General features: G+C 40.2%; 16 protein-coding genes, 1 pseudogene and 1 riboswitch. Of the genes and pseudogenes, 14 read left to right on the forward strand and 3 right to left on the reverse strand.

Features of this window, described 5'->3' with window-relative positions:
- Positions 1-65: 65 nt before the first annotated feature.
- The 3 genes from ACTQ45_RS11815 (at position 66) to ACTQ45_RS11825 (ending at position 2,791) form a co-directional block, all read left to right on the forward strand.
- Entirely contained in the window at positions 66-1,418 is a 1,353-nt protein-coding gene (locus tag ACTQ45_RS11815) for an O-antigen ligase family protein (RefSeq protein ID WP_441763840.1), read from the forward strand.
- Positions 1,419-1,587: 169 nt separating this feature from the next.
- A complete protein-coding gene (locus tag ACTQ45_RS11820) occupies positions 1,588-2,334 on the forward strand; it encodes a threonine/serine exporter family protein (RefSeq protein ID WP_441763841.1) in 747 nt (248 codons plus the stop codon).
- Between the two features lie 13 nt (positions 2,335-2,347).
- Complete coding sequence (locus tag ACTQ45_RS11825; protein ID WP_441763842.1) at positions 2,348-2,791, forward strand: threonine/serine exporter family protein; 444 nt, start codon at positions 2,348-2,350, stop codon at positions 2,789-2,791.
- Between the two features lie 192 nt (positions 2,792-2,983).
- Here the strand turns inward: ACTQ45_RS11825 and ACTQ45_RS11830 are convergent, their stop codons facing one another.
- Complete coding sequence (locus ACTQ45_RS11830) at positions 2,984-3,727, reverse strand: MFS transporter (RefSeq protein ID WP_441763895.1); 744 nt, start codon at positions 3,725-3,727, stop codon at positions 2,984-2,986.
- Here ACTQ45_RS11830 and ACTQ45_RS11835 point away from each other — a divergent pair.
- A complete protein-coding gene (locus ACTQ45_RS11835; protein ID WP_441763843.1) occupies positions 3,714-4,388 on the forward strand; it encodes a GNAT family N-acetyltransferase in 675 nt (224 codons plus the stop codon). The two genes, ACTQ45_RS11830 and ACTQ45_RS11835, sit on opposite strands and share 14 nt — an antisense overlap.
- 946 nt (positions 4,389-5,334) lie before the next feature.
- Here the strand turns inward: ACTQ45_RS11835 and ACTQ45_RS11840 are convergent.
- Positions 5,335-5,598 carry a hypothetical protein gene (locus ACTQ45_RS11840; RefSeq protein WP_441763844.1) on the reverse strand — a complete coding sequence of 88 codons (264 nt, stop codon included), beginning with the start codon at positions 5,596-5,598 and terminating at the stop codon, positions 5,335-5,337.
- A 365-nt stretch (positions 5,599-5,963) separates the two neighbouring features.
- Between ACTQ45_RS11840 and ACTQ45_RS11845 the strand changes: the two genes are divergently transcribed.
- Together ACTQ45_RS11845 and ACTQ45_RS11850 are read left to right on the forward strand one after the other, a co-directional pair.
- Positions 5,964-6,197 (forward strand): helix-turn-helix domain-containing protein, encoded by a 234-nt coding sequence (locus ACTQ45_RS11845; protein WP_441763896.1) that lies wholly within the window; start codon positions 5,964-5,966, stop codon positions 6,195-6,197.
- A gap of 313 nt (positions 6,198-6,510) precedes the next feature.
- The gene (locus ACTQ45_RS11850) at positions 6,511-7,035 is read left to right on the forward strand and encodes a sigma-70 family RNA polymerase sigma factor (RefSeq protein ID WP_441751883.1); all 525 of its coding nucleotides are present in this window, start codon (positions 6,511-6,513) and stop codon (positions 7,033-7,035) included.
- 156 nt (positions 7,036-7,191) lie between these two features.
- On the opposite strand, the gene ACTQ45_RS11855 is transcribed toward ACTQ45_RS11850, so the two are convergent.
- Positions 7,192-7,839, reverse strand: coding sequence for a DUF937 domain-containing protein (locus ACTQ45_RS11855; RefSeq protein WP_441763845.1), 648 nt, complete (start codon positions 7,837-7,839; stop codon positions 7,192-7,194).
- Between the two features lie 288 nt (positions 7,840-8,127).
- Here ACTQ45_RS11855 and ACTQ45_RS11860 point away from each other — a divergent pair, with 288 nt between their 5' ends.
- From ACTQ45_RS11860 to ACTQ45_RS11895, 8 genes and pseudogenes are all read left to right on the forward strand, one after another.
- Positions 8,128-8,412 (forward strand): hypothetical protein, encoded by a 285-nt coding sequence (locus tag ACTQ45_RS11860; RefSeq protein WP_441763846.1) that lies wholly within the window; start codon positions 8,128-8,130, stop codon positions 8,410-8,412.
- Positions 8,402-8,611 carry a phage holin gene (locus ACTQ45_RS11865; RefSeq protein ID WP_441763847.1) on the forward strand — a complete coding sequence of 70 codons (210 nt, stop codon included), beginning with the start codon at positions 8,402-8,404 and terminating at the stop codon, positions 8,609-8,611. Before ACTQ45_RS11860 ends, ACTQ45_RS11865 begins: the two co-directional genes overlap by 11 nt.
- Positions 8,612-8,733: 122 nt before the next feature.
- The gene (locus tag ACTQ45_RS11870; RefSeq protein WP_441763848.1) at positions 8,734-9,609 is read left to right on the forward strand and encodes a CHAP domain-containing protein; all 876 of its coding nucleotides are present in this window, start codon (positions 8,734-8,736) and stop codon (positions 9,607-9,609) included.
- Positions 9,610-10,414: 805 nt separating this feature from the next.
- Positions 10,415-11,713, forward strand: a pseudogene (locus ACTQ45_RS11875) (extracellular solute-binding protein).
- Between the two features lie 74 nt (positions 11,714-11,787).
- A complete protein-coding gene (locus ACTQ45_RS11880) occupies positions 11,788-12,687 on the forward strand; it encodes a carbohydrate ABC transporter permease (protein ID WP_441763849.1) in 900 nt (299 codons plus the stop codon).
- An 11-nt stretch (positions 12,688-12,698) separates the two neighbouring features.
- Positions 12,699-13,523 (forward strand): carbohydrate ABC transporter permease, encoded by an 825-nt coding sequence (locus ACTQ45_RS11885; RefSeq protein ID WP_441763850.1) that lies wholly within the window; start codon positions 12,699-12,701, stop codon positions 13,521-13,523.
- Between the two features lie 884 nt (positions 13,524-14,407).
- Positions 14,408-16,720 carry an FAD-dependent oxidoreductase gene (locus ACTQ45_RS11890; RefSeq protein WP_441763851.1) on the forward strand — a complete coding sequence of 771 codons (2,313 nt, stop codon included), beginning with the start codon at positions 14,408-14,410 and terminating at the stop codon, positions 16,718-16,720.
- Between the two features lie 257 nt (positions 16,721-16,977).
- Positions 16,978-17,295, forward strand: a complete 318-nt coding sequence (locus ACTQ45_RS11895; protein WP_441751899.1) for an ABC transporter permease subunit — start codon at positions 16,978-16,980, stop codon at positions 17,293-17,295.
- Between the two features lie 694 nt (positions 17,296-17,989).
- A riboswitch (M-box (ykoK) riboswitch) is annotated at positions 17,990-18,152 on the forward strand.
- Positions 18,153-18,325 lie beyond the last annotated feature (173 nt).

An 18,325-nucleotide genomic window follows, 5' to 3' on the forward strand; every position in this document is an offset into this window, starting at 1 on the left:
TAGTTAGTTTACTCGCAATCATCATGAGTTTCTTTTATACTACATTTGAATTAGGAGGTGACTTCATGAAGAAATATTTAAGTAGTTTAATGTTCGGAGCAATTATAATGGCTTTCTTTTCCTTTGAGTATGAAGTGTATCTTCAATTACTATTGGCTGGATTAACTTTATTTGGCTTAATTTGGGGTATTGCAAGGGTGGAAATTAGGTTGAATGTTCTTATTCATCCGTATTCACTTATGATGGGAGCCTTGCTTATATGGTCCTTTTTATCGATAGTCTGGGTGGCTGATCGCTCAAGTTGGATTGTCAATAATGGTATATTAGCGGTGACCTTCATTTATGGCTTGAGTTTATCCTATTTAATACGAGAGAAAAGCTTTAGACGAGCATTATCTAATTTAATTATAGGGGTTATATTCGTCCATCATTTAGTGGGATGGTTCGAATTACTGACACATCAGCAATACCTTTCTGCTGAAAACTGGAATTTTGCTTGGCGGCGTCAATTACATAATCCCATGATTTTCTTCGGTAATATTAATGACTTTGCTTTATTTTGCTTTTTTGGTTTGATATTTATTATGTGTTGGCATCCACTGGAAGGTAAGGTGCGAGAAATTGATGGTAAGTACTTTATTGGCTTTAAGACGTTAGAAAATTATTCTAAGACGAGATTTTTAGTATTAATGATATTTAAGGTATTGATGTCACTATCTGGTGTGTTATTAATTTACTTTGCGAATGCTCGCGGAATTTTACTTGCGGCTGCCTACTCATTTGTGTTCTATTTTATTTTACATATCAAGCATCGACTGCTTCGCAGATTGACAATAGTGGGAATTGGTATTCTTGCGGTAATGACCGTTCTAACCTTATATACGGATATTATGGCGAAACTTTGGGAGGATGGTTCGTTTGTCATTCGTTATAATCTCATTCGTAATGGCTGGCATCATTTAAAAAGTTCCCATTACCTTGGAGTAGGCGCGGGGAATACGGAATATTATATGGCACACTTTAATTATTATGATACGGGCGGTTATCGTGTGATGCACAACTGGTGGATGGGGATGTTAGTTGAGTTTGGTGTCCCGTTCTTCTTATTGTATGGTTTATATCATGCACGCGTGTTTTTGACGTCTTATTACTGGAGTATCAAATACAACAGTCAAATGGGTAAGTGGATTGTGACTTGGTTATTAGGTTTTATTGTTGCTGGTTTTATTCCCAACACTTTATTTAATTTCGTCTGGTTCTGGTTCATTCATAACTTTGTCTTTGTGTGGTTTGAATACCGGGCGAGTGCAACAGAGTTTGAAGAAAAGCAAGCGGATTTAGATCTTGGCTTGAAGAAACAGTTGAACCGATTAAGTAACTGGCTAGAAGTAACGTTTGTAGGAAAGATAAGTGAATAGATTACTCAGGCTCTTGCGGATAGGCAAGGGCGTTTTTTTATCGTCACTTTGAAAGAGGCGTTTCAGTCACTTTAGCGTTCACGATTTGAATTAAATAAGTGAGTATCCTATAATGCATGGAACGCTAATGTGTTAAAAACAATGACGACGATATAAAGAGGTGATGGGAATGGAGAATAAGAATCTTTTATTAAAGACGGGTCTACTTGCTGGTCGAATTATGATGGAATCTGGCTCAGAGGCTTATCGGGTGGAAGATACCATGCAAAGGATTGCTCAAAACAGTAAGAAGTTGGATACAGAAAGTTATGTCACCGCAACGGGGATATTCATGAGTATTAACGATGAATCAACCTCCCAGATGACACAAGCGCGTAACCGCTCCATAAATTTAGAAAAGATTGATGCGACCAATCGCTATTCACGAGAATATGCGGCTGGCAATATTACTTTAATCGAATTATATGAAGCCTTACAGTCAGTGGATTCGCAAACACCTGAATTCAATAAACACTACCGGATGATCGCCGCCGGTGTCGCGAGTTTTTCTTTAATGTTACTATTAGGGGGAACTTATGGCGATGTTATCACTGCATTTATTATTGGTTCGATCGGCTACTTTATGTCGAATCGTATTTATCACCGGACACAGATGAAATTTATAAATGATTTAATAGCTTCTTTTATCATCAGTATGTTGTCAGTCTTCAGTTACCGAGTGGGACTTGCGGCAAATTTGGATAGTTTGATTATCGGGGGGATTATGCCACTTGTACCCGGACTGGCAATTACGGCGGGAATGCGAGATTTATTTGAAGGTCATTTGTTGACCGGGATTGTTCGTCTGGTTGAGGCAATACTGATTTCATTAGTCATTGGGATCGGGATTGCCTTGACACTGCAATGGTTTTCTTAAGAGGAGGGGTATAGTGGAATTAATCGAACAAATTGTCTTTAGTTTCTTCGCAAGTATTGCCTTTGGCATTATTCTTAATAGCCCTCGAAGAGGCATCTTCTATTGTGGACTAGCCGGATCAATGGGCTGGGTCAGTTTCTGGGGAGTGAATCGATTAGTTGGAGATTTAGCCATCGCAAACTTTATCGGTTCTGTTGTCATCGGCTTAATCTGTATTTACCTCTCGCGTAAATTAAGACTGCCAGTCATCACATTGAATACGCCAGCCATTGTACCATTGGTACCTGGTGGTGCCGCTTATATGGCGGTACGTTCGACTGTTGAAGAGAATTATGTTCAAGGGGCAAACTATATGATGGATGTCGTCTGGACCGCAGGAGCTATAGTCCTTGGTTTTATGGTCGTTAAATTAATTGAGAATGGGATTAAGGCCAGCCAGATGAAGAGGTTAGGCTAATCATTTTTTTGAAAAGGGTGGTGGGCGATAATTATCTAATACGATCCTTTGTCACTTCTCAACTTTAACGATTTGCTGGCATTTAAGAGTGATAAGAAAGGAAGTCAATAGCAGGTGGCCTATCCCAATTAGCTATTGACTTTTTTGGGTGTCAAAGACGTATTGAATCGTCACGTTACTTGGTATCATTAGTTATTTTTGGTTGGTATGTTTTCTATCGGTTTTAAATCGATACCAATATAATAAAAGAATGGCTAGCATGACAAAAGCGGCAAAGTATAAATAGCTCACACGAATAGTTGATACCTTGGCTATTGAGGAAGCAATTATTGGGAAAAGACTCATCCCAATGGCATAAATGGCTTGGAAAACGCCCATTGCGGTTGATTGCCTTTCTTCATCCACTTCTGACATTGCTTCGCTGTTTAAATAGGTGAAGCACAAGCCCGTAGTAATGCCAGGTAAAATTTGTAAGACTAACGCTAGAAAAACCGAATTTACTTGTGAGTATAAGACAAGATAAATAATTAAACAAGTAAGGGAGAAAATGATTGACTTAATGCGATTGACTTGGCGTAATAAGTCGTGTTTAGCCAGCCAAGAAAAGAAGACAGAAGCACTCATGTAGATCACCGACGATAGGCCAATAAAGAAATCATTGGCACCCATACTTTTAATAATTTGGTTTGAGTAGGACATGGTGGTTGTCATCTGGATGCCTTGTTGTACGAGCGCAATTAATGAAAAGAAAAGTAATTTTCTATTCAAGGCAATACTTAGGATATATAAGGGGTTTTTATGAGTGCTTGGTTTGATATGCTTAGAAGTTACAAAGTCTTTAACATAAAACAATAAGACACAAGCGAGGATACCAGCAAAGATGCCTATTCTGATATAATAATTAGCAAAGGAGTTATATAGAATGAATAAACAAATTAATTACTATATTACGCACTATCATAAGGATTTTGAAGATAGTTGGATTAGATGTAAAGCTTTATCATACTTATATAGTCGTTTTAATGACCAAATTGAAGCTAAAAAAGACATCTATTCTTCTGATGAGGGTTATTTAGAAGCTATAGAATTAGTTGCATTAAATCAAGATGATGTTGTTATTGGAATTCTTGATATTGGTATTTTTGACGATGAGCAAAATAAAAGTTACCCATATGTAAAACATTTAAATAAAGGATCTTATATGGATATAATTGCTGTTCATCCGGATTATCAAAAATTAGGAATTGCTCAAGCTCTAATAAAGGAAGCTTTGACAATATTAAGGGAAAAAAGAATCGAGTATGTAGCTATATTTACTCGAGATGATAAACCGGCTAATAACCTCTATCAGAAAATAGGTGCATCCTTATTAACAAAAAACCATCGAGTTAAAGGGACTTTAAAAAATACAGATGAATACATTGGTTCTTTTTTAGTAAACAATGAAGCTGAAAAAATAGAGGTTCTAGACACTAAAGGTAATGAGCTGCCCTATGTTTATGATTCAGGATACTACTGGGTTTACAATCCACAGAATCTAGACTTGTTTGATATTGAAGACTGTATGGTAGAACATTCTTATGCGTTGTATCTGTGATCTTGTATTTTACAGAGTGGTATAGTGTATGGTTGATTGAATAAATTTATCCAGTGATATCTTGTGTTCATTTTACATAAAACTCTAACAGAATAAAATGATGGAAGCGACTCAGCCTGAAAGCAAAGGGGAATATTCTGACAACGATTAACCTAATGTTAAAGAATAAGTATCCTCAATTGCATCTCATTGAACTAAATAAATTTTTTCTTTTATTAACCCTGACTAATATCGCCGTGACAATGGAATGACTACTTTAAGTGACTCGTCTATAGAATTTACTCTCTTATAAGTTGCATGAGTTTTATTGGAAAATCTGGACTTTGAAGAACAAAGGATGGATAAAGCCAGCACAAAGAACTCGATACACCGACTGTTAGGTCAGTTTGTATCGAGTGATTAATTTTATGGAGAATGCTTCTATGATTTTCTGCTTGATAACCTATCTTTTGCCATTTCTTAACACTCATTTAAAACTGAAATATTACCCCATTCAGCGAAAGTAATAGCTGGCGTCGACAATCATACCTTGATGTGTCCTTCAATTTGTAGCCAAGTGTATTCTTCGACTAATTAAAGAGCTTAGTGCTGTGCAAGTTAGCTGATATTATCAATTTGCTTATCTTACATTACATTCAACAGCCTAACATGATAGTAAAAGGTTTAGCGAAGTAACAGTTAGTCTAACTGAAAAACTGTTGAGACGTGTGGCTGGCCGTATTCTTAAGGGCTGGGAACGTGTCTTTCATAGAGGTATCTAGACTCGTTTTAACTTTGCCAATGTTGTTCACTAATATGATTTAATGTTGCTTATATCATTAATGTGTTTAAATAGACATAAAAATGAATTGGCTTTGAGATATTAAGTGTTTATAATAGAGGAAGCTCTACTAGCTATAATCACCCAACCATGTTGTTCTGGAAGGGTGATTTTATTTGTGTTTATTTAGTCAGTTGTTTGTTGTTCAAGCGCTGCTAATAACTCTGATCCGCTCATGACTTCATAATAATCATCATCAAGAAGCTCCACTTCTTTCATGTCCTGGGTGTGCATATAACCTAAAATCTCTTGACTGCCATCCTCTACGTTAACACCACAGATTGCCGCAAAGTCAATGTTACCATAAGCTAGCAAATCCTTGCGTAAATCTTTAATGGTTTCCTTTAAATCATAAAATGCATCGTCTCTCTCATCATTTATCACAGACATATAAGACTCCTTTTATCTAATAAATTTGTCAATCCTCCTGAAGCATTGCTTGTTCGCTAGTACACCCACTTTCTAAAAGCGCTTTCATTTACAGGGTTATTATCGCATGTTTTCTACTAAAATAAAAGAGGAATCATGAGAATTTTAACGGAAAAAGTAATGGCTTAAAGCGACTACGAGTGGCCGCTATACATGATTATGTATCACTTTTGAAATTTCGAATAAAAAAATATAAATCTATTTATATTATACAAAAAACTATTGTTTTCTTCAGATGAATAGTGTATCTTTTTCATTGTAGATACATTCACATACTCAAATCGTATAAAAAATAGACAATGAAAGGAGGATTACAATTGCCACAAGTGAATAGAAGGGCATTTAAACAGTTGATAACAGTGAAAGGCTTAACTAATAAAAGCCTAGCTGAAAAGATATCAGTTTCTCCATGTACCATTAGTAATATTATGAACGGTAAAACTAGACCATGTTATGAAGTATTAGATGGTTGTTTTCATACGTTAGAATTGACAGAAGAAGAATTTATTACCTGTTTTTTTAGACGGAAAGAGTCGGACAAGGAATTAAACCAAGTCTAGTGAAGTATCAGTGTCAGTATCAATTTAAGAGGACCGATTATATATAAGGTAGAGCACCTTTAGAGACGATGTGAAAAGATCTATAAATACTCAAGAAAGTAAGCGCTTAAATAATGAGTGCTGTAAAGCCAATAATCGAAAGGTGCAAACACATCATCGTTTAAGTCATCCTACTGGCCAACGGCATGATGGCTTAAACCATTGCAACAGGCAAGTGTATCTCTTTATTATCTCGAATATGAGATAAAGCTAGATGGAGGTAAGAAAGAAGCCTATTCAGGAGAACTATTGTTTAGATAAAGGGAGGGACAATTTGGATTTTCAATCATTGTATAAATCTCGGGTGTTGGAGCAGTTTGACCCTTTGGTGCATAAGACCTTGGCTCGCTTGTTTATTAGTCCGCGACATGTGTCTTATGAGGATTATGCGCAGGAGTTGCGAGTGAAATTGTTAGAGATTGAGGCATCTTTCGATGGGAATGCCTTGGGTGAGGATCGGATTCGGTTTGTGGCTTTCGCTGGTCGAGGCTTGTATTGGTTTTTAGTAAGTTTGTTGCGCAAGGAAAAGCAGTTGAACTCAGTATCTTTTGATGATATTGAAGCCGCAGTAGAATGTGAGGTGCCGGTGGAGTCCTCTCGTTTGGAGCTTATGTTCTTTATGGAAGAAGCACGTCGGCGCTTGGATGCGGCGGAGTTTGAATTGTTTCAATTGTTGATTGATGGGGAATGGACGGTGACGGAGATTGCGCGCTTTTACAAGGTACAGCGTAAGGCGATTTATCGACGGAAGAAGAAAATTGTCGAAAAATTGAGTGACTTGAAGGAGCTATTACTTTAGCCACGCCTTTTACTTGCCAAAGGCAAGAGCGATTGGATAAGTAGGGTAGCGAATTTTATTTTGCGACCTTTTGTTAATAGACATAAGCAAATAGGACACAGTGTCATTAGACCGTGTCCTATTTGTTGTTCATTTAAATTTTTTTCTACGGGCGGCTTATCTGAAAAAGTCTAGAATGCTATCTAGGAAACCGTCTTTTTTATCGACCGTATTGTTTGACTGACCTTGCGTGAGGCCGTCGAAGATGTTTCCTAATGCATCACTAGCAGAATTGTTATTGCCACTATTCTGGCCGTATTCTCGAACGGAGCGTGCCATTTGTTCGGCAATGTTTCCAGTTTCTTTCTGAACACCTGCATTATCTAGACGATTCGTTTGCTTACGATCTGCCAGATACTTTAAAACGATCGGGGCTAGTAACATTAACACACGCTTGACTGCGCCAGGAGTGACCCCAAGGGTAGTCGCGATACGCTCGAAAATCCCTTGTTGATCATCAAAAACATGTCCTAATATTCTGTCTCCATCGTTTGTATCTACCTTATTGACTAATTCACCAAAGGAGTTGTATTGCTTGACGTCTTGATGTTGGTCTAGTGCTTGCGAAAATGATGCTAAGCCCTGCGTATCATTGTTGTTACGGTTAATGGCTTGCAAAAGAATCGGTAAGCCTAGCGCAATAATTTTCCCGAAGTCTTTCTCGTCAACTTCTGCTCGCTGTGCCATTGAAGCGGTATCCTCACGACGCTCATTGTTCATGAAAAGGTCTAACAGGTTTCCACCAATATTATCAAATATGCTCATTTAAATTCTCCTATCTATTGTGATCTTATCCCTAGTGTAAAATGAATCGGTCTTTTTCACAAATTATATGATTGGAACTGGACCGCATCCTAAAAGAGATACGACTAATTGAAGCGGAAGCTTGCTTAATAAACGCTTTAGCATAGAACCTTGTTTTAATGTCACAATTTGTTTAAATCATGCGTTTATATGGGTGACGGGATATTGGATGAGTGTCTAAATGTGGGGAATGTGTGCTTGGAATAACGGGGAAGGTTGTTAGATTGCTGGGGCAAAGGGGGGATTGGAGTGTCTTTAATTGAATTTGGGGGTCTGGCAGGAGCCTTAGTGGCGATTCTGACTCTATTATCGAAATTAGTGAGTTTGATTGCGGCGATTCAAAAGTTGATTAGTCGAATCGAACAGATGGCGCTTGATATTGTCAAAGGGGAAGAAGCGCGCGAGTTATTGGCTGACAACGTACACTCTCAAGAGAAAAAGTTGCAAGCCGCTGAAGGCTTGTTCTCAGAAGTGCGGCGTGAGTTGGGGGAGTTGAAGGACTCGGTAAAGGAGATGTTACAACATGTCATTTAATAATCAACAATACGACCGCTTGAAGTGGATCGTGTTAATATTCTTACCAGCTTTTGCTGGTTTAGTCGGTGGTTTAGGGAATTTGTATGGTGTAGCTAAGGTGGACTTATATGTGACTACGCTCAATTTGTTGACGGCTTTCTTTGGGGCTTTATTGCAGGTTTCAAGTCGACATTATCATGATGAAATTAATAAGTGATGGTGTTTGAAGGTGTGGGAGCGAATTTACTGTTTAGGGCGTTAAAGAAGGTGTCCTAAAGGCATAGGGGGATGTGGGGATAAAAGAGTCTAGTAGTGGTTGGATCTAAAGGTAGGGAGTGGATGCGAAAGGTGGTAACAGCACAGAAGGTAGTTGACATTGCTGGTAAATATGTCGGGGCGAAGCAATATGGTAGTGTGCATAAAGGACTGATTGATCGTTATAACCAAGTGTTACCAAGACCCAGTGGCTATAAAATGACTTATGATGATGCTTGGTGTGATGCCTTTGTGACGGCAGTAGCCGATGAAGCGGGCGCGAACCACTTGATTGGTCGCGAGTGTGGCGTCGAAAGACATGTAAAGGTCTGTCGAGACTTAGGCATTTGGCTGGGGCGTGTAAAACCAGTGGTTGGGGATTTAGTCATGTTTGATTGGGATGGTGGTGGCTTTGCGGATCATATCGCTTATGTAGGCGAAGTATCAGGCGAACGCTTTCGAACGATTGAAGGCAATTCAAATGGTCGAGTCGAGAGAAATTGGTTCGCTTGGAATGATTGGCGAGTGAAGGGTTTTGCACGCCCCCAATATGGCCGTGTGGCAGGAGGCGCTGGAGCAGGCGGAGGCAATGGGCCAAGTCGTCCACTCAAGCAATCAGTCAATGAGCTAGCGTCCCAAGTTCTGTTGGGAACTTGGGGAAATAATCCGGAGCGAACGCGTGCCTTAATGGCGGCTGGCTATGATGCCTTGGCAGTCCAGAAGCGGGTGAATGAATTGATGAAGGGTCATCTGTCTAATGCTAGTCCTAAGGTCAAGCGAGTTCAAGTGTCTCAAAAGGCTGTCCGTTTCTATACGGGGGAAGTGATGGATGCTTGGGTAAAGGGGAGTTACTTTGATGTATTGGATCAGAAAAGGGTGCGTGGGGAAATGATCTATTTAGTAGGTTATAAGGGTGGCTTGATTGGTTGGCTACATGCAAATGATGTAAAGCTCAAATGAGTTAAGTCACATTCTACAAAATAGGCCAAACATCCCCGCTCAATTTTTGGCTGACGGGTCGACTGTCGGCAACTGTCAGCGTGGCGTATATAGAAGATATAATAAATAAGCATCGCATGAAAGTCCTGTTTAGACTGACAGCTTTCAAGCGATTTTACTCAGACGCTTAACGTAGTATACGCCTTGTCCAAGGTTAACTTTTAACTTATAAGCCATTTCTTAAGCAGCAGGCATGATGTCTAGAGACAGAATAACGGAGGAAAGGCTACACTTAATCGTTCGAAGAAAGCTTCTTTCGATTGGTATAAACAAGTGACGGTGCACCCATATAAGTGTTTATCTAGAAACAAAGCAAAGCTGATTTAAATCGAATAATCCAGCCTCACACTCATTCTTTTATAGGATGGTGTGAGGCTTTTTATGTGCAAACTTGCGAAGACTTTATGAATAAAAACCTCGGTTTAAATGATTATATGAAGGGATTCAAACTGTGAAAAAGTTTAATCATTGCGGCTAGCTTCAAGCTGCTTGAAGAGAGTGTTTCATCAGAATATTGTGTAAAAAATATTTTGTAAAGAGTTTAAAACGTATATTACCAAGGATGGAAAGGTTTTCTTAAGAATATATTAAGTTTCATTTAATGATAGGTTTACGTTTGACCTTAGGGCTAGACAACTTATAAGTGAGTTAAGCGGTTGCATTGCGTCTGGCGGTTTTTCATTTTTTTTTTGTATAAGTTGAATAGGAGGAATTCAAAATGGTAAAAAAATTAGTGATCAGGCTGAGTTTAGCCCTTTCTGTACTCATGCTCGCGGTGGGCGTTAGTCCACTAAATACTCTAGTCGTTTCAGCGCAAGACAATACAGTTTTACAAGTGTCCTATCCATCCTGGTGGGAAGATTGGTTCGTTGAGTTAAAGGCAGATTTTGAAGAAGCCAATGAGGGAGTAGCGGTAGAATTAATTTCCTTGTTTGATGATGTGATGACGAAGCAAGCGATGATGATGCAATCGGCAGATACCGCTCCAGATGTTGTAGTAGAAGATACCTATGTCATTAATTCGGATGTCAATGCAGGTTACTTAGCCTCAATGCAAGCGATGGTCGATGAATGGGAAGACTGGGGAAATTTTGAAGAAACTGTAAAAGAAGGTGTCTCAGCAGAAAACGGGGAAGTTTACGGTGTGCCATTTAGTACGGATGTCCAAGGACTTTGGTATAATCGTGAGATTTTTGAAGAGGTTGGCCTAGAAACAGATTTTGCGCCGACGTCATGGGAAGAGGTATTGGATGCTGCACGCGCTTTAAAAGAAAGTGGCCATGCCGCCATGCCTTTGTTTATCTATGTGACGAAAGCTACTGGTGAAGCTACTTCGATGCGTACGTTCCAAGTATTATATAGTGGAACAGGTTCTGAACTTTATGATTTTGACGAAAGTAAATGGGTAGTAGATGAACAAGCCTTATTAGATACGTTTGGTTTTATTGATACCGTTTTCTAAGAGGAATTAGGGCCAACGATGAGTGTGGCTTCTAATAGTCAAATTGGGACAATGTTAGCTGAGACGATGATGCCGAATAATGAAGTCGCGATGATTATGGATGGTAACTGGGTAACTGGTACTTGGCGCCGAGGTGACACCGCTAAACCGTATGACCATGCGATGGATGTTTGGGGCTTTATTCCTTTCCCGACTCAAACAGGAGATGGCGACGGCTTTACGTCGATGTCTGGAGGTTGGGCTTTTGCGATTCCAGAACAGGCAGATAATAAAGAGTTAGCGATTGCCTTTATCCAAATGGCAGTTGATGAAGAACATCAACTCGCTTATGTCTTACAAACTGGGGACATGACTGTCAGAACAGATGTAGCAGAAAGTGACGGTTACTTGACTCAAGACATCAGCAACTATGAAGAAGCGAATGAAATTCTTCAATATACTAACTTTAGACCAACAGCTGATGATTATGCGACGATTTCCACTCATATCCAAGAAGTCGTTGAAGCGTTGGCATCAGGTACCATTACACCAGAAGAAGCCGTTCAACAATATACGGATGGTTTAATTCGAATCGTCGGCGAGGAAAACATTGTGACTCGCTAAAATTTCATTAGTTACTAGGAGGCCATGACAGAATGGTCTCCTGTTTTTAGAATAGTCTTTTAGGAGGGGTTCGTGTGACACAAGTTAAAAATCAACCAACGACTAAACGGAGTGTTCTGTTACCGACTCTTTTATTTCTTTCGCCATCGCTTATTTTGTTAGTGGTGTTCTTTATCGGGCCGGTTATTATGACAGTTTTTTTCTCTTTTACCGACTTTTCTTTAACGGGTACCACAGCGCGAGAGGTTAGTTTTGTGGGCTTCGATAACTTTACCAATTTATTTAAAGATCACCGTTTCTTTTCGTCTGTTAATGCCACGTGGATTTTTCTACTAGCCTCGGGAATTATCGGGCAACAGCTGTTAGGTTTCGTTGTGGCCTTTCTGATGCAACGTAAGAATAAACTCTTTCGCAAAGTGGTGGGGGCAACGATTATGGCTGGATGGGTGACACCTGAATTGATTGTGGCTATTTCATTTGTGATGCTTTTACATGATGGTGGAACGGTGAATGCATTGCTTGGAAGTTTAGGATTTAACCCTGTTTCTTGGTTATATGAGTATCCAATGATTTCAGTGGTTATCGCCAATATTTGGCAAGGATCGGCTTTATCAATGTTAATGTTTCAATCGGCCTTAGATAGTATTCCTGATGCCTTGTATGAAGCAGCTGAAATCGATGGCGCTGGGCCTTGGAAACGATTGTTGCACGTCACTTTGCCTGTTATTAAAGGAACGATTTTTACTAATTTAGTGATTATTACTTTAAGTACGTTAGGCGTCTTTACATTACTGTACACAATGACCGGTGGCGGGCCAGTAGGGCGCACATCAACCTTACCGGTCTTTATGTATGAACAAGCTTTTGTTAATTATCGATTAGGTTATGGAACGGCGATTGCTTTAGTCATACTTGTCTTTGGTATTCTGTTAAGTTTAATTTACATTCGCTTATTGCGTGTTAAGAATGATTAGGGGGGACAGACATGAGACAGAAGCAATATCAGCGTATAATTGGTTATGTAATATTGAGTCTAGTGGGCTTGCTCTTTGTCATCCCTTTATTATGGATTTTGTTGGCATCTTTTGATGAGAAGGCGACCCAAGTGCTGAAACTTCCAGCCAACGTGTTTTTCGGTAATTATGAGTCTGTGTTGGGTGATGTAAAAAATCAGACGGCCTTTAAAAATGGTCTGTTATTATCAGGAGGTCAAACACTATTAGTCGTAGTGCTTTCGATTCTTGCTGCTTACCCTTTATCACGCTTTAAATTACCTAATAAGCAGAAGGTGATGATGGGGATTCTATTTATGACTTCCTTGCCGATGACGGCAGTCATGGTACCGGTCTATCAATTATTTATTATGTTTAGGCTGACGGATTCTTTATTAGCCACGATGTTTTTCTTAACGGCCTCTCAGTTACCTTTTGGTATTTGGATGATGAAGAACTTTATGGATGGCGTGTCGCCTGAATTGGAGGAAGCCGCATGGATTGACGGAGCCTCGAGGTTAGAAGGAATCAGACGGGTTATCTTACCACTAATGACACCAGGCGTATTTACAGTGGCAATATTTACATTTATAAGGAGCTGGGGCAATTTCATTGTGCCTTATATTTTATTATCCTCACCGAGCAAGTTGCCGGCTTCAGTTACTTTGTATCAGTTCTTTGGCCAATACGGCTATGCCGCTTATGGTCAATTGGCAGCCTACTCGGTTATTTATATGATGCCGACTTTTATTCTATATTACTTCGCCCAAAACCATATGTCCAAGGGTTTCACGATGGGTGGAGCGGCGAAGGGCTAAGCTTTAGAAGGTGGATGTATGTTGATTAGTAAATGATGTACTGCGACTCGTAGCTGCGGGTGGCAGTATTTTTGTGTTCTTTTTCAGATAAATAGTCGTTTATATTCTGTATGAGAGTGGGTAATTGAGCTTTGTTTTTTCTTTAATCATGACGATGTTTCATTAGTCTGTGAGAATGGTTTTAGGGGGGATGCCAAGGGGAAGTGGCTTAGCTGTTTGTAGTCGGGAGCGTTACTTGTAAAAGATGGCCTACATAATAGAAGGAAGATTTAAAAAAGCTATAAAAAGATGGTGGATTTTGGCTTTAGATTGAATCATTTAATGGATAGTGACACTGTTTAGCAATGCAGAAAGCCAGTTGACTGATCGGTCAATTAAAATGTTGGCCAACTATGAAATAGGTCCTTGGTGAATAGTCTGATTACGGTAGGACAGGAGGAATTACTATTTTGCACTTTTTCTCATGTACTAGCTGGTTTAAGTCATTGACTGCTCTAATAACATGACTGAAACAGGGAGTCGAGGTATTAGAATGTGATGCTGATTTTTAAGCTGAGCGAAGTAAATAAGCTTATAAGAAACATTTAAGTTGTTAATATTTTGGATGGTGGGTGCTAATAAGCTTTGGTTGTTTATTTAATCACAATTCAATCGTGCTAATGAACCTAACAGCAAATCTTATTTATAACAATAGTTGTAAGCGCATTCCGTATTTGTGTTGACAATTCAAGAACTTATTGTTACGATATCATGTGAACAAGATAACAAGTGGGGGTTTTGTTTATAGGGTCATCAATTTAGCGGGAGTCACAGTCGTCGGGGTAACTATTGTTTTCATGTTGCTGAAAATTGAATGATAAAAAATTTAAGGAAGTGAAAGTTTAATGAAAAAAGGAAATAGTGGCAAGCAATTCAAGAAATACTTCTCGTGGTTGGTCAGTTTAATTGTCATGGTGCTCATCGGGCAATCGACACTCCCGTTCGCGAATTCCCAGGCAGAAGTTATGGCGACTGGAGCCAATCAACCGGCCAGCGAAGATATCGTGTGGGATTACGAGGCGGATGTCGTGGTAGTTGGTGCGGGCGCGTCAGGTTTGGCGGCGGCACTCAAGGCATTGGACGATGGGGCGTCGGTGCTTTTGGTCGAAGCCAACTTTGATGTCGGCGGGCATGTGGCCGTCAGTGAGGGACAATTTCACTCGGGAGGCGGGACCGTTGATCAAGAGGCTTGGGAAATCGCAGACTCAGCTGACTTGTATTACTATGACCACACGCGTGGCAATTCGGTAAACTCGCGCTATAATGATCGCGATTACACACGCTCGATTGCGAATGCGATGGTCGAAACCTATGACTGGCTTATGGACAATGGGATTGTGACCTTGGACGTTGAGCCGCTGGTTCGTGCTTACTACCGTGATGGCGGTAATGACGGCGATAGCGTGGGACGGATGACGTACGTGGACGCCTCAGAGTGGGAGAATACCTATACGGGTACGGAAGCCGCCGGGATTGGCATTAGCCGTCCTTTAGAACAAACGCTTCGTGAAGAAGGTGCGGAATTCTTGTTGAATTACCATATGGACAAAATATACCGTGATGGCATCTTTGAAGGCCAAGTGACGGGGATTCAAGCAAGTTATTCTCCAACGATTCTCCCAGGCGAAACCGAGCCTTTACAAAGCATGATGAGTGACGGCAATATTGAAGAATCCAATGAGCTTGTCAATATTAAAGCCAATAAAGCGGTAATTATTTGTACTGGTGGCTCGACAGGTAATGTTGAATTCCGGACAATGTTAGATCCGCGTTTGGGTGAGTATATGGATGGCTTGGCTGGGATGCCTTTCTCTGATCAAGATGCATCTGGTGAATATGCGGCCATGGAAATTGGGGCTGCTTTAGGCAGTTTAGGTAACTATACAACGGTGGTTGGTGCAAATATTACGGCTCCGCAACGTTTTGGTACGCAATACGGTTATGGACGAGGCTGGACAGATAAAAGTGTGATTTGGCCACTCGTTCGCACGAACGGCATTGTGCCAGATTATGACAGTCTTGTGATTGTTAATATGTTAGGTGAGCGAATTGGTAACGAAGATCAATATGCTTACAGTCAAATGGATACAGCACGTGAGCCTTTCTTTGACCAAGCCTTATCAGGCACGTTTGTTGACCTTGAAGGTGATGGCAATGCGGAAGCCTATGGTGGTCCTTTATGGGCGATTATGGATCAAGCAGCTGTTGAGCGTAATGGCTGGGATATCGACGGCGAAGGAGTTCTTGACTATGCGGAAGGTTATGCCTTTAAAGCCGATACTCTAGAAGAATTAGCGGCGATGGTGGTCAATAAATACCATGAAGAAGTCGAAATGGATGCAGAAACTTTGGTAGAAACCATAACGCGTTATAATGGTTTTGTTGAAGCGGGTTATGATGAGGATTGGCAACGTGAAAAAACACTGGTTCATTCAATTGAAGAAGGACCCTTCTATGCACTCTGGGCGACGCCAAGTATGCATGATACCTTAGCTGGTATTCGCGTTGATGGTAATATGCAAGTGATTGATATTTATGGCCAAACGATTCCTAATTTATTTGCGGCCGGTGAAGCAAGTGGTGGGATGCGTGTTCACGGTCTAGGTCGCGTCTTAACGAGTGGTTATATTGCGGGTAAATCTGCCGTTTCGGTTGATGAATCTGGACTAGCAACTTCGGATACGAGTCTCAATCAAGACTTTGCGGGACAAGAAACCAACACGTTGACTAAAACGAATAAAGCCGAATACTTCTCACAACGCAACTTGAGTCAAGCAGCCATGCCTCATTCTGAGAAAGTCGCAGAAATTGACGCTTGGTTAGCTAGTGATGAGAGTGAGCTTGAGGTGGAAGAAGCTGATGCTGATGCTGATGCTGAAGCAGGGCCGGCGGCGGATAATGTCTTTGAAGGACAATCCAATGATGGCTTTGGTGGACGTGTGAAAGTTCAAATTACTGTTGAAGGTGATCAAGTAGTTGATATTCAAATCACCGAACAATCCGAAACAGCTGGCATTGGGGTTGAAGCAATGAATGAGTTAGCCGAGCAGGCACTTGAAGCCCAAACAGCTGAATTAGAAGTTGTCTCTGGAGCAAGTGTTTCTTCTAATGCCTTTATGGAAGCCTTGAATAACGCAATGGAAGCAGCTGGCTTGTAGGGATAGCAAGTGGACAGATTTGGTTTTCGAGGACTGGAAACTGAAAGCCTAGTGGTTTAGGTCAGTAATATAATATATAACGAACCAATCTGTCGGAGGAATTCCGCAGGTTGGTTCGTTTTTTGGTGAAGATTATTTTAATGTACCAACTGGAGAAGTGGGTTAATACGTTAGATAGTTTAACATGTCAACTGGATTGCTGAGTTAACACGTTAAAAATAGAATCTGACTAGCTGTCGGATTCTTCACTAGCTACGATGATTTTCTTAACCGCGTCTCAGTTACCTTTTGGTATTTGGATGATGAAGAACTTTATGGATGGCGTATCGCCTGAATTGGAGGAAGCCGCCTGGATTGACGGAGCTTCGAGATTGGAAGGAATCAGACGGGTTATCTTACCGCTGATGACACTTGGCGTGTTTACAGTAGCAATAGTTACATATATAGGCAGCTGGGGAAATTTCTTTGTGCCTTATATTTTATTATCCTCACCTAGTAAATTACCAGCATCAGTTACTTTATATCAATTCTTTGGCAAATACGGGTATGCCGCTTATGGCCAATTGGCAGCTTAATCGGTAATTAACATGATGCCGACCTTTATCCTATATTATTTCGCCCAAAATCATATGTCCAAGGGCTTGACGATGAGTGGAGCGGCGAAAGGTTAAGCCTTAGAAGGTGGCTGTATGCTGACTAATAAAAGATGAACTGTGACTCGTATTATGCGGGTGGCAGTTGTTTTTAACTGAGTTGCTGTCGTAGAATAAATGGTTAGACGCTTCATTGATTGAAGACATTACGAGTCAATTAATTTATTTGAGAAGACAACCGGTTAATTTATTTGAGGCCTTTAAATTCAATAAAAACACTAAGTCATTCTATTTATAATACACAGATGTGAAAAAACTCAAATATAAAACACATTAGTTCTTTTATTTCATTCTACTAGACCATAATTTTACTGTCTAACTTAGTGTAGCCTAATCAAAAGAGAAACTTATAAAAGCTTGAAAACTAGAATGAGACAGTGGGTTGAAAATAACGTTGGTCAACTAGTGGTTAGAGTCTTGCTAGTTATATGTGCGCCCATTCGTTCGATTAGAGACTATTGGCTCTGGGCGGTGGGGCTTGTGGCCTTTGTTTACGTTTAGTTTAGGTAATGATGATGCTTATTTTCCCTGAGTGATTATCTGAGAAGGCAAGAGGGTTATCTTGTTGATTAGACTTCAGTGGCTGGTTTAGGTATAATGGTTAAGTATGATAATTAAATAGCCTTGTTAGGTGAGGCTACTGTATAGAGACATGCTGCTGCCCAGAAACATCCAAAGATGCCAATGGGTTAACAGGAACTTTCGAATTAAGGAAGTTTTTAATGCAGCTGGGGCTTCCCTATGCTATACAGAGCTAAAACTCGACGAAGAGGAGCAGATTTTTTATGGGATCAGTCTATAGATAAACACGCTCTTCGGGGCGTGTTTTTTGTTTGGAAAATTCTAGGAGGTGAGGCGTATGGACCCCAGGCCGGATTCAATAAGGTGTTTATTTAAAGCATTAAATAGTAAAAAAGAAGGGTGCCAGGATGCACCTTCTGGAAGGATTGAT

It is taken from the genome of Fundicoccus sp. Sow4_D5 (assembly GCF_052116365.1).
GTDB lineage: Bacteria > Bacillota > Bacilli > Lactobacillales > Aerococcaceae > Fundicoccus.

What these genes read in the sequence shown, in the direction of transcription:
- ACTQ45_RS11885 (WP_441763850.1), top strand. Translation starts at nt 12,699, where the DNA reads ATGAGACAGAAGCAATATCAGCGTATAATTGGTTATGTAATATTGAGT.
- ACTQ45_RS11820 (WP_441763841.1), top strand. Translation starts at nt 1,588, where the DNA reads ATGGAGAATAAGAATCTTTTATTAAAGACGGGTCTACTTGCTGGTCGA.
- ACTQ45_RS11870 (WP_441763848.1), top strand. Translation starts at nt 8,734, where the DNA reads ATGCGAAAGGTGGTAACAGCACAGAAGGTAGTTGACATTGCTGGTAAA.
- ACTQ45_RS11890 (WP_441763851.1), top strand. Translation starts at nt 14,408, where the DNA reads ATGAAAAAAGGAAATAGTGGCAAGCAATTCAAGAAATACTTCTCGTGG.
- ACTQ45_RS11855 (WP_441763845.1), bottom strand. Translation starts at nt 7,839, where the DNA reads ATGAGCATATTTGATAATATTGGTGGAAACCTGTTAGACCTTTTCATG.
- ACTQ45_RS11815 (WP_441763840.1), top strand. Translation starts at nt 66, where the DNA reads ATGAAGAAATATTTAAGTAGTTTAATGTTCGGAGCAATTATAATGGCT.
- ACTQ45_RS11840 (WP_441763844.1), bottom strand. Translation starts at nt 5,598, where the DNA reads ATGTCTGTGATAAATGATGAGAGAGACGATGCATTTTATGATTTAAAG.
- ACTQ45_RS11835 (WP_441763843.1), top strand. Translation starts at nt 3,714, where the DNA reads ATGAATAAACAAATTAATTACTATATTACGCACTATCATAAGGATTTT.
- ACTQ45_RS11895 (WP_441751899.1), top strand. Translation starts at nt 16,978, where the DNA reads ATGATTTTCTTAACCGCGTCTCAGTTACCTTTTGGTATTTGGATGATG.
- ACTQ45_RS11865 (WP_441763847.1), top strand. Translation starts at nt 8,402, where the DNA reads ATGTCATTTAATAATCAACAATACGACCGCTTGAAGTGGATCGTGTTA.